This window comes from Agrobacterium sp. NPDC058088, from assembly GCF_042885035.1.
In the GTDB taxonomy this organism is placed as follows: domain Bacteria; phylum Pseudomonadota; class Alphaproteobacteria; order Rhizobiales; family Rhizobiaceae; genus Agrobacterium.
In genome coordinates this window covers 19536-32703 of sequence record NZ_JBHVSU010000005.1, presented here as the reverse complement: position 1 = coordinate 32703, position 13168 = coordinate 19536, and the positions used below count along the sequence as shown (strand labels likewise).

Sequence of the window (13168 nt, the reverse complement as noted above, 5' to 3'; positions counted from 1 at the left end):
CATGAAACTCAACCGACGCGCTGTGATGGGCGGTCTGGCTCTTGGCATGGCTTTTGCTGGCCTCGCACAGCCGGTTCTGGCCAACGAAATCACGCTCGACGTTCTTTACAACCTGCCGGGCTTCACCAAGTTTCATCAGCCGTTGGCCGATGAATTCATGAAGAAGAACCCGGATGTGAAGATCAACTTCCTCGCTCCGGCCGCCGGTTATAACGAAGGCCAGCAGCAGGTTCTGCGTTCTGCCGTCACAGGCAATCTGCCGGACGTTTATTTCTCTGGCTACAACCTGACGGCGGAACTGGTGCACACGTTGGCCCCGCGCAATCAGATCACCGATCTCGGCCCGTTCATTCAGGCTGAAGGCGGCCAGGCCTTCCTCGACAAGAACTACAGCCCCAAGATGGCCGCACTCGGTCAGATCGACGGCAAGCAGTACGGCCTGCCGGTCAACGCTTCCTCGCCGATCATCTACATCAACTCCGACCTCGTTACCAAGGCTGGCGGCGACCCGGACAAGATGCCGACGACCTTTGCGGAGCTCATTGCTCTTGCCAAGAAGATCAAGGCTCTCGACCCCAAATTTGCCGGCATGAGCTACGACATCAACGGCTGGCCGGATGACTGGTTGTGGCAGGCGCTCATTGTCGAACAGGGCGGCAAGCTCGTCGACGAGAAGACCAAGACCGTTGCCTTCGACAACGAGATCGGCCTCAACGCCCTGAAGATGACCCGCCAGTTCGTCACCGAAGGTGGCCAGAACCTGCTTGACTGGGATCAGTCGCGCCAGCAGTTCGGTGCAGGCCTCACCGGCTTCATCTTCTCCACACCCGCTCACGTTCAGACGATCCAGGGTCTGGTTGGCGATCGCTTCAAGATGAAGACGGCGACCTTCCCGCTCGACAACAAGGAAAAGGGCGGCGTGCCCACCGGCGGCAACTCTGCCGTTATCCTGACGCAGGAAAAGGCCAAGCAGGATGCTGCCTGGAAATACCTGAAGTGGATCACCGGTCCGGAAGCACAGAACACCATCGTTCGCATCACCGGCTACCTGCCGACCAACAAGCTGGCAACCGGCCCGGAGTTCCTCGCTCCTTATTATGTCGAGAACCCGAATGTGAAGACCGCTTCGCTTCAGGCTGACCGTTCGCTCCCCTGGGCCGGCTATCCGGGTGGCGATTCCGTCCGCATCTGGCGCACCCAGCGCGACATCATCGGCACCGTCATGCGCGGTGAAGTAACGCCGGAAGCCGGTCTCAAGCAGATTGTCGAGCAGACCAACGCCCTGCTGAAATAAGCGGAGCCACCAAAGGGGCTGCGGGAAAATCCCTTCCCGCAGCCATTTTGCGCAGAAAGACCTCTTATGAAGATCATCCAGATCACTGACACCCATCTCCTGCCACCCGGCATCGCGATAAATGGCGTGGACCCGGAAAAGCAGCTGCGCGCGGCAATCGCCGATATCGTTGAGAAACACGCCGACGCCGATCTTCTTGTCATGACAGGCGATCTTTGCAATTACGGCGAGCCGGAAGCCTATGAGCTGCTGCGCGATATCCTTGCGCCCGTCTCCATTCCCACGCGGTTGATGCTCGGCAATCACGACCGCCGTCCGGAATTTGTGGCCGCCTTTCCCGAACAGCCGCGCGACGACAATGGCTATATCCAGTCTGCCATCGATACTGAATTTGGTCGCCTGCTGTTTCTCGACAGCCACGAAGCCGATGTGATCGGCGGCATCTATGGCGCGGATCGTCTGGTCTGGCTGGAGAGTGCGCTGGAAAGCGCCGGCAATCTGCCGGTGACGGTGTTCATCCATCATCCACCGATGGATTGCGGCGTCCGACATTTCGAACATATCGGTATGCATGATGACGGCGCCGTCATGCGCCGTCTCTCAGCCCATCCGGCCGGCATACGCCATATTATTTTTGGCCATATCCATGTGCCTATGGCAGGCACGACGGCCGAAGGCATCGCTTATAGTTCCGGCCAGGCCTGTGCGCATCGCTTCATCACCGATATCGATGTTGTCGATCCGCTATGGACGGGTGGTAATCCCTGTTACCGGGTCATAAGCCTTGGTACATTCGGCCTTCGTGCCTATGACGCGGAAGTTGGGCAGGCCGTTCTGGGCCAGGCGCCCGTTTGCGAAGGCCCCTGACAAACGATGATTCTTTGGACTGCAATGAGGCGCCTTCGCCTCGTCGCTTGCCGGCGAGGGAGAGGTCCAGCGTAAGTCCTGTGCAACCGGGAGGCTGCGATGGTGTGAACACCTCACGGCCTGTCGCGCCTATGCGCCACTTCCGATCTGTTGAACGGGATTTGCTGCGCCAAAGCCATGGTTCTGTTCGCACCCTTGATCTATGTCAGTTTCATCGATGAAACTGCACGCCATAGTCGCCGCGAGATGGCCGACCGAATGCCGTGCCATCGTGAAGACAGATCATGGAGAAGTGCATGCTTGAAAAGCGTATCCGCAACGCGTCCCTCTTGAGCCGGATCGTCAGCGCCGAAGAGGCCGCCAGTCTCATTCAGGATGGCATGACGGTGGGCATGAGCGGTTTTACGCGCGCCGGTGAAGCCAAGGCAGTGCCGCTGGCGCTGGCCGAGCGCGCCAAGACGAACCCCATGAAAATCACCCTGATGACCGGCGCCTCCCTCGGCAACGATCTCGACAAGACAATGGTCGAGGCCGGCATGCTGGCGCGCCGCATGCCGTTCCAGTCCGATCCGGCTTTGCGCAAGGCGATCAATGACGGGAAGGTGATGTTCATCGATCAGCATCTTTCCGAAACGGTGGAGCAATTGCGCGGCGGCCAGATCCACGGCGTCGATATCGCCATTGTCGAGGCGGTGGCGATTACGGCAGAGGGTGGCATCGTGCCCACCACCTCGGTCGGCAATTCCGCAAGCTTCGCCATTCTGGCCGATAAGGTCATCGTCGAGATCAACCTGTCGCAGCCTGAGGTGCTGGAGGGGCTGCACGACATCTTCATTCCCGCCAAACGCCCAACCCGTATGCCCATTCCCGTGGTCGCGACGGATAGCCGCGTCGGCCTGCCCTTCATTCCGGTGCCGCCGGAAAAGATCGCCGCCATCGTGCTGAGCGACAAAAGCGACAGTTTCTCCACGGTGCTGCCGCCGGACGACGAGACCAAGGCGATTGCCGGCCATCTCACCGAATTTCTGTTGAACGAGGTGCGTCATGGCCGCATGACCCACGAGCTCCAGCCGCTTCAGGCCGGCATCGGCACCATTGCCAACGCCGTCATGCATGGTTTCATCGATACGCCGTTTCATGATCTGAAAATGTATTCGGAAGTCCTGCAGGATTCGACCTTCGAACTGTTCGACGCTGGCAAGCTCACCTTCGCATCCGGGTCGTCGATAACGCTTTCTTCTGCCATGAACGAGCAGGTCATGCCGCGACTGGCCGATTACAAAAGCAGGCTGATCCTGCGCCCGCAGGAGGTAAGCAATCACCCGGAGGTCATTCGTCGCCTCGGCATCATCGGCATCAACACCGCGTTGGAATTCGATATCTACGGAAACGTCAATTCCACCCATGTCCGTGGCACCCACATGATGAACGGCATTGGCGGCTCCGGCGATTTTGCCCGTAATGCCTATATGTCCATTTTCGTTACCAAGTCGATCGCCAAGGGTGGCGCGATCTCAAGCGTGGTGCCGATGGTCAGCCATGTCGATCACACCGAACATGATGTCGATATTCTGGTCACCGAAACGGGCCTCGCCGATCTACGCGGTCTCGCCCCCCGCGAGCGCGCGGCTGTCATCATCGCCAATTGCGTCCATTCCGATTACCGCGATGCGCTGGCTGACTATTATCATCGGGCAGCAGCGCGGGGCGGGCAGACGCCGCATCTCATCGAAGAAGCACTGTCGTGGCATCAGGCGCTGCGGGAAAAGGGCACGATGCGACCTCAGCACTAGGCGTTGAAACAGGTTGTCCAATTGCCGGTTTTTCGACCGGCAATTGGGTCCGTTTGGACACACCGGGGGGGAAATTGCCCGCCACGCCGCTTAGGTTGCTGGCGCGACTGTTCCGCCTCCGGTAGAAAATCTTCTCCACCCGGCCGCTATCGAGCTGCCTCAGGGTTGCAGGAGAGTGATGTAATGCCCATTCGCTTCGTCGCCATGATCGCGATTGTCGCCCTGCTTGCCGGTTGCGGCGGGCGGCCGATCGGCGTGATGACGCCAACGGGACAAACTGTGGCTGGCACGACGCCGGTCAATCTCCTCGTTGCGACAACGCGCGCCCCGTCCGAAAATCCTGCGGTTCTTTTCGGCGGCGAGCGGGGAACGGGGCTGAAGGTCGATGCGGTCACGGTCTCCATTCCGCCTGCTGCCAACCGCAAGGTTGGTCAGGTGCAATGGCCGAAAAAACTGCCGCCCAATCCGCTGAAGGATTTCACCACGGTTGCGATTGAGCCGATCCGCTCCGAAGCCGAAACCCGAAGCTGGATAAGTAAGCATATCGCGAAGGACCGCCGGGTGCTGGTCTTCGTGCATGGTTTCAACAATCGTTACGAGGAATCCGTCTATCGCTTCGCGCAGATCGTCCATGATTCCGGCACGGATGTCGTGCCTGTCGTGTTCACCTGGCCGTCGCGCGCGAGCATCTTCGACTATAATTACGATAAGGAAAGCACCAACTATTCCCGCGATTCCCTGGAGGAGATGCTGACGCGGCTGGCGAAAGACAAATCCATACGCGAAGTCACCGTCATGGCCCATTCCATGGGCACCTGGCTTGCAGTGGAGGCACTGCGCCAGATGGCCATCCGCAACGGCCGCGTTGATCCGAAGATCAGCAATGTCATTCTGGCGGCGCCTGATCTGGATGTGGACGTCTTCAGCCGGCAATTCACCAGCCTCGGCAAGATGCCGCCGAAATTCACCCTGTTCGTTTCGCAGGATGACCGCGCGCTCAGCCTGTCGCGCCGCATTTCCGGCAATGTTGATCGCCTCGGTCAGATCGATCCTTCCGTCGAGCCCTATCGCAGCCAGCTGGAAAAGGCTGGCATCACGGTTCTCGATCTCACCAAGCTGCAATCCGGTGATCGTCTGAACCATGGAAAATTTGCCGAGAGCCCGGAGGTCGTTCGCCTGATCGGCGACCGTCTTATCGCGGGCCAGACGGTGACGGATTCCGATGTCGGTCTGGGCGAGGCGCTGGGTGCCGTCAGCATCGGTGCCGCGCAAACAGTCGGAACCGCGGCCAGCGTCGTTGTCAGCGCGCCGATTGCGGTCTTCGATCCACGGACGCGGGAGAATTACGGCAGGCAGGTGGAGCGGCTCGGCCGCTCCGTCGAAAACACCGTCGGATCGGTGGGCGATACAGCCGGTTCCGTGGTGGACGATCAGGCGGTTCAATCCTCTAGAGTGAATTGCGATGCCGCCGCTAATCGAAACCGGGCGGAATGCCGTAGCCGCTAAACGACGATGCGTGCGGGGTGGCGAAAACGTTAAGCGTTTTTGTCATCGCGCCTCCGCAGATTTGTATACACCTTGTATTTTTATCTGTATGGTCAGGTCCATAACCCAACTTCCGGAGTAGACCCCCATGCGTTGGAAACGCACCCTCCAGCTTCTCGATGTTCATTGCGAAGGCGAAATCGGCCGTGTCGTCACCGGCGGCGCGCCGAAAATTCCCGGCAACACCGTGGCCGAACAGCTCCACTGGATGAATACGGATCCGCAGGGTGAGGCGCTTCGCCGTTTTTTGACGTTGGAACCGCGCGGTACGCCCATGGGGTCGGTCAATCTTCTCCTGCCGCCGAAGCACCCGGATGCGCATGCGGCCTTTGTCATTCTCCAGCCGGATCAGGCGCATGCCAGTTCCGGGTCCAATTCCATCTGCGCCACCACCGCCCTTCTGGAAAGCGGTATGGTGGAAATGCAGGAACCGGAAACGGTCATCATTCTGGAAACGGCCGCCGGTCTGGTCAAGGCCACGGCTACCTGCCGCGACGGGCGCTGCGAAAAGGTCAAACTGACCATGGTGCCGTCCTTCGTGCATGAGCTGGATGTCAGCATCGACACGCCCGAATGGGGCAGAGTGACGATGGATATTTCCTACGGCGGCATTTTTTACGCGCTTGTTGATGTCCGCCAGATCGGCTTGACGATCGAAAAAGCCAATGCGGCCAAACTGGTCTCGGCGGGCATGATCCTGAAGGATCTGGTCAACCGTGAAATGACCGTCGTGCATCCGGAAATCCCCGCCATATCAGGCGTGGCCTATGTGATGTTCCGCGATGTGGATGCCGATGGCTCCATCCGCACCTGCACCACAATGTGGCCGGGCCGGGCGGATCGTTCGCCCTGCGGCACCGGCAATTCCGCCAATCTCGCCACTCTTTATGCGCGCGGCAAGGTGAAGGTGGGAGACGAGTATAAATCCCGCTCGATCATCGGCTCGGAATTCGATGTGGGCCTTTCTGCCGTCACTGAGGTGGCGGGCCGTCCTGCCGTCATTCCCACCATTGCCGGGCGCGGTTTCACCTTCGGGCTGCATCAGGTGGGTCTCGATCCCTTTGATCCGCTGGCCGATGGTTTTGCCATGACCGATGTCTGGGGTCCGGAGGCGGGCAACATCTGAAGCGCGCTTCAAAAAAATGACATTTACGGTCGCCTGATGGTCTCTGGCGGCTGTTTTCCCGCGACAAAAGATGCTAAGCGGGCGCAATTCCATCATGCTCCGAGGTATCCCGATGAAGTCGCTCACCCTGCGCCGCCCTGATGACTGGCACCTGCATCTTCGTGATGGCGCCATGCTGGAAGGGGTGATCGGGGATACGAGCCGGCATTTCGCCCGTGCCATCATCATGCCGAACCTGGTGCCACCGGTCGTCACCACTGCCGACGCTCGCGCCTATCGCGACCGCATCGTCAAGGCGATCCCGGCGGGGGATCGTTTCCAGCCGCTGATGACCCTTTATCTGACAGAGGATACCGACGCCGACGACGTTGAAGAGGGCAAAAAAAGCGGCCTCATCACCGCCGTCAAGCTCTACCCTGCGGGGGCGACCACCAATTCCCACGGCGGCGTGCGCGATTTTAACAGGGCGATGCCGGTTTTGGAGCGCATGGCGAAAATTGGCCTGCCGCTTTGCGTACATGGCGAAGTGACGACGCCGGAAGTCGATATTTTCGACCGCGAGAAGGTTTTCATCGATACGGTTCTGGAGCCGCTGCGCCAGCGCCTGCCGGAGCTGAAGGTGACGATGGAGCACATCACCACCCGCGACGGCGTCGACTATATCAAGTCTTCCAAGGCCAATCTGGCCGGCTCAATCACCACGCATCATCTCATCATCAACCGTAACGCCATTCTGGTTGGCGGCATCAAGCCACATTATTATTGCCTGCCCGTCGCCAAGCGCGAGGAGCACAGGCTGGCGCTGCGGGCTGCCGCGATCTCGGGCGATGCGCGCTTCTTCCTCGGCACGGATTCCGCCCCGCATGTGGATCCGCTGAAGGAATGCGCCTGCGGCTGCGCCGGCATCTATACATCCATCAATACCATGAGCTGCCTTGCCCATGTCTTCGAGGACGAAAACGCTCTCGACAAGCTGGAAGCCTTTGCTTCGCTCAACGGCCCGGCCTGGTACGGTCTTGCGCCGAACGAGGAAACGATCACGCTGGTCAAGCGCGAGGAGCAGGTGTCCTTCCCGGCCAAGATCGAAACGGGCGCCGGGCCGGTTACCGTGTTTGATCCGATGTTCCCGCTTCATTGGGATGTGAGCTGATTTTTTGATGACCGCCGGCACTGCCGGCGGTTTTGTTATGGTCTTCAGGCGCTCGCCAACCGGCACCCGCCTGAGAACGCCAACAATGTTGAACTGAGACGTTGTGCTTCCGAAAACCCATCCGGGTTCTCGGGAACGATAAACCAAGGCCGAAAAGGAGAGCGCCTATGAACCATTTCACATTCACCGACCGCACCGTCGTCGCGGAACTGGTTGCGAAGATGTTGTGGGAAATCAAGGCGGTCCATTTCAATTCGGAAAGCCCCTACACCTTCGCGTCAGGCATGAAGAGCCCCGTCTATATCGACATGCGCAAGCTCATCTCCTTCCCGCGCATTCGTTCCGCCGCCATGGATTTTGCGGCGGCGGCGGTCATGCGGGAGGCCGGTTTCGAGAAATTCGACTGTGTCGCCGGCGGTGAAACGGCAGGCATTCCCTTTGCCGCTTTCCTTGCCGAACGCCTCGGCCTGCCGATGATCTATTGCCGCAAGAAGCCGAAAGGCCACGGCCGCAATGCCCAGATCGAAGGCCATATGCCGGAAGGCGCTCGCGTTCTCGTCATCGAGGATCTGACGACGGCCGGCGGCTCGATGTTCACCTTCATCGACGCCATCCGCGCGGCGGGCGGCATTGTCGATCACGGTATCGCGCTCTTCTATTACGGCATCTTCGAAGAAGCCGAAGCACGCTTCGCCAACGGCAACGTCAAGCTGCATTATCTGACGACCTGGCGCGATGTTCTGGCGGTCGCCCGAGCTGAAAAACTGTTCGACGAGAAGACCCTGTCGGAGGTCGAAGCCTTCCTCGATAACCCCTTGCCATGGTCGGCAAAGCACGGCGGCGTCAGCGAATTGCCGCAATCTTAATTTCGGATGCGGCCAGCCCGGTTTTGCGGCTGGCCTTCCGATCGATCTTCGTCTAAATCGATTTAAGTCCATTTGATTTGCTGTTTTGAGGAGGACCGTAATGATCCTGTGTTGTGGTGAAGCCCTGATCGACATGCTGCCCCGGCAGACGACGCTGGGCGAGGCGGGTTTTGCCCCCTATGCAGGCGGAGCGGTCTTCAACACGGCAATTGCGCTTGGACGGCTCGGTGTTCCATCCGCCTTCTTCACCGGTCTTTCCGATGACATGATGGGCGATATCCTCCGGGAGACCCTGCGCGCTAGCAACGTGGATTTCAGCTATTGCGCCACCCTTTCGCGGCCGACCACCATCGCCTTTGTGAAGCTGGTGGATGGCCATGCGACCTATGCCTTCTATGACGAAAACACCGCCGGCCGAATGATTACCGAGGCCGAACTTCCGGCATTGGGCGGCGATTGCGAGGCGCTGCATTTCGGAGCCATCAGCCTCATTCCGGAACCCTGCGGCAGCACCTATGAGGCGCTGATGACGCGCGAGCACGCAAGCCGTGTCATCTCGCTCGATCCGAATATCCGCCCTGGTTTCATCAAGGACAAGCAGTCCCATATGGCCCGCATCCGCCGCATGGCCGCCATGTCCGATATCGTCAAGTTCTCGGACGAAGACCTCGCCTGGTTCGGTCTGGAAGGCGACGAGGACACGCTTGCCCGCCACTGGCTGCACCATGGCGCAAAACTGGTCGTCGTTACCCGTGGCGCCAAGGGTGCCGTCGGTTACAGCGCCAATCTCAAGGTTGAAGTGGCCTCCGAACGGGTCGAAGTGGTCGATACGGTCGGCGCCGGCGATACGTTCGACGCCGGCATTCTTGCCTCGCTGAAAATGCAGGGCCTGCTGACCAAGGCACAGGTGGCGTCGCTGAGCGAAGAGCAGATCAGGAAGGCCTTGTCGCTGGGAGCAAAAGCGGCTGCGGTCACCGTCTCGCGTGCTGGTGCCAACCCGCCCTTTGCGCATGAAATCGGTTTGTGAAGGGCACGGTTGAACCATTTTGAAAAGATGGTTCAACGCTCCTCCCGGCGCTAAAGCCGTAAAAAAACGTTATTTCGCGATTATCAAGCTTGTCTCTGCTGTTGTTTCGCGAAACAAGCATCGCATGAGCGTTCCGAAAACCCATCCTTTCGATTTCGACCCCACTTATGGCATGCAGCGCGAGCAATTGCTCGCCATCACCCCGCCCGAAGCGCCGCCGGGTTTTGATGATTTCTGGAAGAAGAGGTATCGCCGCGCGCTGGCGACGGATCCGCGGCCGGTGCTGCGCAGGAGCAAGCTGGCCCATCCCCGCTGGCAGGTCCTTGATGTGACCTACACATCCACCGACGGCTTCCGTATCGGCGGGTGGCTGCTTTTGCCGCGGGAGGGACAGGTGCGGCGCGGCCTCGTCGTCGGTCATGGTTATGGCGGGCGCGGAGAGCCCGATTTTGATGTGCCCGTGGAAGAAACGGCCGTGCTGTTTCCCTGTTTTCGTGGGCTTTCGCTCAGCGCCTGCCCGCCGATCTCGTCCGATCCCGCCCTACATGTCCTCTACAATATCGACAGGAAGGATGACTACATCATCGGCGGTTGCGTTGATGATCTGTGGGTCGCCGTATCGACGCTCGTCAGTCTTTATCCCTGGCTGGAAGGGCAGGTGGGGTATAGCGGCATCAGTTTCGGCGGCGGTATTGGTGCGCTGGCCATCCCTTTCGACGCGCGCATAGACCGCGGCCACCTTGTCGTGCCGACCTTCGGCCACCGGCCCTTCTGGTTGACGCTGCCCACCGTTGGCAGCGCGGATGCGGTACAGACCTATCAGAAGACCCATGCCCATGTGCTTGAGACATTGCGTCTGTTCGACGCCGCGTGCGCTGCGGCCCGTATAACGGTGCCGATGCTGGTCGCGCCGGCACTTTTCGATCCTGCCGTCGCCCCGCCCTGCCAGTTCGCAGTGGCAAATGGGCTGCCGCAATCAAAATTTAATGAAATCTTCATCCTCGACGCCGGGCATTTCGATTACCCTGACAGCGCATCGCAAGATGCGGTCCACAAGGACAAGGTCAGACGGTTTTTCAAGGTGCCATGAAACGCGAATATCTCCGCTGGTATAGTCACAGGCTCCATCGCGACATGGAGCTCCTGATATTCGGTCATGCCGGCGCGAAGGTGCTGATGTTCCCGACACGCGATGGGCGCTTCTTCGAATATGAGGAACTGGGCGTCGTCGCGAGCCTTTCCGACAAGCTGGAGGCCGGCCACCTCCAGCTTTATTGTATTGAGGGTCTGGCACGGGAAAGTTTTTACGCGGGCCAAAACCATCCCGCCGACCGTGTGCGCCGTCACGCCGCACTTGAGGCCTATGTTCTCAACGAAGTGCTGCCGCTGATGGCCAGGAAAAATCCCGATGGCAGCATCATTGTGCAGGGTTGCAGCCTCGGTGCCTTTCAGGCCGCCAGCCTCGTCTTCCGCCACCCGCATCTCTTCACCAAGCTCGTCGCTTTTTCCGGCCGCTATGATCTGACGATGAGGGTGGAATCCTTCGGCGATCTCTTCGACGGTTATTATGATGACGACATCTATTTCCACATGCCGAGCCACTTTCTACCCGGTCTTGCCTGCCCTTTGCGGCTGGAACAACTACGCCGCATCGACATGGTCTTCACCATCGGTGATGCCGATCCGTTTCTGGACAACAACCATCATCTGAGCCGCCTGCTTTCAGACAAGCAGGTGGGGCACCAGATGCATGTCTGGGACGGGCGCGCCCATCGGGCGGGCGCGTGGCGGAAAATGGCAGCGCTTTATATTTGAACGATGGCATTAAAAAGCCGGAGACGGCCCCGGCTTTTTGGACGATGGCTCTCAGCCGGCCAGACCCGCTAGCGCCTTCACCAGCCCTTGTGTCGAGCTATCATGGCTGGCGGCGCTCTCCTTGCCTTCCACGACGGGAAGCAGGCCGGTCGCCAGTTCCTTGCCAAGCTCCACACCCCACTGGTCAAAGGAGTTGATGCGGAACAGCACGCCTTCCACAAAGACGCGATGTTCATAGAGCGCGATGAGGCGGCCGAGAGCAAACGGCGTCAGCTTGTCGTAAACGAAGGTGATGGAGGGGCGATTGCCGGTGAAGACGCGGTGCGGGGCGATGAAATCGGCCAGTTTGTCTTCCATGCCCTTGGAGGTGAGCTGGGCCTTCGCCTCTGCGAGCGTGCGGCCCTTCATCAGCGCTTCCGATTGCGCGAGGCAATTGGCAATAAGAAGCTGATGCTGGTGGCGCAGTTCCGGCTCAAAACCATTGGCGGCGATCATGAATTCCGCCGGAATGACGCTCGTGCCCTGATGGATGAGCTGGTAGAAGGCGTGTTGGCCGTTGGTGCCTGGCTCACCCCAGACGACCGGACCGGACTGGCCTTCAACGGGCGTGCCGTCGATGGTCACACCCTTGCCGTTCGATTCCATGTCGAGCTGCTGCAGATAGGCAGGGAAGCGGGACAGGCGCTGGTCATAGGGCAGGATTGCCCGTGTCGGATAATTCAGCACGTTGCGATTATAAAAGCCGATGAGGCCAAGCAGCATCGGCAGGTTTTCGCGGATCGGCGCCTCGCGGAAATGGCGATCCATGGCATGTGCGCCATCCAGGAACTTGCCGAAATTGTCAGGGCCGATAGCGATCATCAGCGGAAGGCCGATCGCCGACCAGATCGAATAACGGCCGCCTACCCAGTCCCAGAAACCGAAGATACGGTCGCTTTCGATGCCAAAGGCTGCGACCTTTTCCAGCGCGGTGGAAACGGCGGCGAAGTGATGTTTGACGGCCTCTTCACCCAGCTTTTCCGCAATGAAGCGGCGCGCGGTGGCGGCATTCGTCATCGTTTCGATGGTGGTGAAGGTCTTCGATGCGACGATGAAGAGCGAGGTTTCCGGATCGATGAGCTTCAGCGTATCGGCAATATGTGCGCCATCGATATTCGAGACGAAATGCGCACGCGGGCCGTCATGGAAGGGCGCCAGAGCCAACGTCGCCATGACCGGGCCGAGATCGGAACCGCCAATGCCGATATTGATGACATCGGTAATCTTCTTGCCGGTCGCTCCCTTGAGAGAGCCGGAGCGGATGGCATCGGCAAACTTGCCCATGGCGGTGAGAACGGCGTTCACGTCAGGCATCACGTCCTTGCCATCCACGAGGACAGGCGTGTTGGAGCGATTGCGTAGCGCCGTATGCAGCACGGCGCGGTCCTCGGTGAAGTTGATGGCCTTGCCGGAGAACATTTCCTCACGTTTGGCCTCGACACCGCCTTCGCGCGCAAGCTGTTCGAGAAGCGTGACAATCTCCTCGTTCACAGCGCATTTGGAGTAGTCCATCAGCAGGTCATCGAATTTGACGCTGAAACGGCTGAATCTTCTGTCATCGGCCGCAAAAGCGGCGCGCAGATCGGTTGCGGCTGTGCTGCTTGCCGTTGCTTTCAGTTTTTCGATGGTGGCCTGCATCATATGCT

General features: G+C 59.5%; 11 protein-coding genes. 10 read left to right on the top strand and 1 reads right to left on the bottom strand.

Translation table 11 applies throughout. From position 1 onward, the window contains the following. Nucleotide 1: 1 nt before the first annotated feature. The 10 genes from ACFVTJ_RS15200 to ACFVTJ_RS15155 all read left to right on the top strand — a co-directional run bounded on the left by ACFVTJ_RS15200 (nt 2) and on the right by ACFVTJ_RS15155 (nt 11483). A complete protein-coding gene (locus tag ACFVTJ_RS15200; protein WP_386908715.1) occupies nt 2–1294 on the top strand; it encodes an ABC transporter substrate-binding protein in 1293 nt (430 codons plus the stop codon). A 66-nt stretch (nt 1295–1360) separates the two neighbouring features. Beyond that, nucleotides 1361–2161 carry a phosphodiesterase gene (locus ACFVTJ_RS15195; protein WP_386908713.1) on the top strand — a complete coding sequence of 267 codons (801 nt, stop codon included), beginning with the start codon at nt 1361–1363 and terminating at the stop codon, nt 2159–2161. A gap of 296 nt (nt 2162–2457) precedes the next feature. Then, nucleotides 2458–3954: an acetyl-CoA hydrolase/transferase family protein gene (locus tag ACFVTJ_RS15190; RefSeq protein WP_386908712.1), complete on the top strand. Its 1497-nt coding sequence runs from the start codon at nt 2458–2460 to the stop codon at nt 3952–3954. Between the two features lie 183 nt (nt 3955–4137). Continuing rightward, on the top strand, nt 4138–5460 hold the full coding sequence (locus ACFVTJ_RS15185) for an alpha/beta hydrolase (RefSeq protein ID WP_386908710.1): 1323 nt from the start codon (nt 4138–4140) through the stop codon (nt 5458–5460). A gap of 127 nt (nt 5461–5587) precedes the next feature. Continuing rightward, on the top strand, nt 5588–6625 hold the full coding sequence (locus ACFVTJ_RS15180; protein ID WP_003520015.1) for a 4-hydroxyproline epimerase: 1038 nt from the start codon (nt 5588–5590) through the stop codon (nt 6623–6625). 112 nt (nt 6626–6737) lie between these two features. Then, nucleotides 6738–7775, top strand: a complete 1038-nt coding sequence (pyrC, locus tag ACFVTJ_RS15175) for a dihydroorotase (protein ID WP_386908708.1) — start codon at nt 6738–6740, stop codon at nt 7773–7775. Between the two features lie 167 nt (nt 7776–7942). After that, nucleotides 7943–8641, top strand: coding sequence for an orotate phosphoribosyltransferase (locus tag ACFVTJ_RS15170; RefSeq protein ID WP_386908706.1), 699 nt, complete (start codon nt 7943–7945; stop codon nt 8639–8641). A 100-nt stretch (nt 8642–8741) separates the two neighbouring features. Then, nucleotides 8742–9668, top strand: coding sequence for a carbohydrate kinase (locus tag ACFVTJ_RS15165; RefSeq protein ID WP_386908704.1), 927 nt, complete (start codon nt 8742–8744; stop codon nt 9666–9668). Nucleotides 9669–9792: 124 nt separating this feature from the next. Further along, nucleotides 9793–10758 (top strand): acetylxylan esterase, encoded by a 966-nt coding sequence (locus ACFVTJ_RS15160; protein WP_386908702.1) that lies wholly within the window; start codon nt 9793–9795, stop codon nt 10756–10758. Next, the gene (locus ACFVTJ_RS15155; RefSeq protein WP_386908701.1) at nt 10755–11483 is read left to right on the top strand and encodes an esterase family protein; all 729 of its coding nucleotides are present in this window, start codon (nt 10755–10757) and stop codon (nt 11481–11483) included. The genes ACFVTJ_RS15160 and ACFVTJ_RS15155 overlap by 4 nt, the downstream gene beginning before the upstream one ends. Nucleotides 11484–11534: 51 nt before the next feature. Here ACFVTJ_RS15155 and pgi read toward each other — a convergent pair whose 3' ends face one another. Next, entirely contained in the window at nt 11535–13160 is a 1626-nt protein-coding gene (gene pgi, locus ACFVTJ_RS15150; protein ID WP_386908699.1) for a glucose-6-phosphate isomerase, read from the bottom strand. Between the last annotated feature and the right edge of the window lie 8 nt (nt 13161–13168).

What these genes read in the sequence shown, in the direction of transcription:
- ACFVTJ_RS15200 (WP_386908715.1), top strand. Translation starts at nt 2, where the DNA reads ATGAAACTCAACCGACGCGCTGTGATGGGCGGTCTGGCTCTTGGCATG.
- ACFVTJ_RS15195 (WP_386908713.1), top strand. Translation starts at nt 1,361, where the DNA reads ATGAAGATCATCCAGATCACTGACACCCATCTCCTGCCACCCGGCATC.
- ACFVTJ_RS15190 (WP_386908712.1), top strand. Translation starts at nt 2,458, where the DNA reads ATGCTTGAAAAGCGTATCCGCAACGCGTCCCTCTTGAGCCGGATCGTC.
- ACFVTJ_RS15185 (WP_386908710.1), top strand. Translation starts at nt 4,138, where the DNA reads ATGCCCATTCGCTTCGTCGCCATGATCGCGATTGTCGCCCTGCTTGCC.
- ACFVTJ_RS15180 (WP_003520015.1), top strand. Translation starts at nt 5,588, where the DNA reads ATGCGTTGGAAACGCACCCTCCAGCTTCTCGATGTTCATTGCGAAGGC.
- pyrC (WP_386908708.1), top strand. Translation starts at nt 6,738, where the DNA reads ATGAAGTCGCTCACCCTGCGCCGCCCTGATGACTGGCACCTGCATCTT.
- ACFVTJ_RS15170 (WP_386908706.1), top strand. Translation starts at nt 7,943, where the DNA reads ATGAACCATTTCACATTCACCGACCGCACCGTCGTCGCGGAACTGGTT.
- ACFVTJ_RS15165 (WP_386908704.1), top strand. Translation starts at nt 8,742, where the DNA reads ATGATCCTGTGTTGTGGTGAAGCCCTGATCGACATGCTGCCCCGGCAG.
- ACFVTJ_RS15160 (WP_386908702.1), top strand. Translation starts at nt 9,793, where the DNA reads ATGAGCGTTCCGAAAACCCATCCTTTCGATTTCGACCCCACTTATGGC.
- ACFVTJ_RS15155 (WP_386908701.1), top strand. Translation starts at nt 10,755, where the DNA reads ATGAAACGCGAATATCTCCGCTGGTATAGTCACAGGCTCCATCGCGAC.
- pgi (WP_386908699.1), bottom strand. Translation starts at nt 13,160, where the DNA reads ATGCAGGCCACCATCGAAAAACTGAAAGCAACGGCAAGCAGCACAGCC.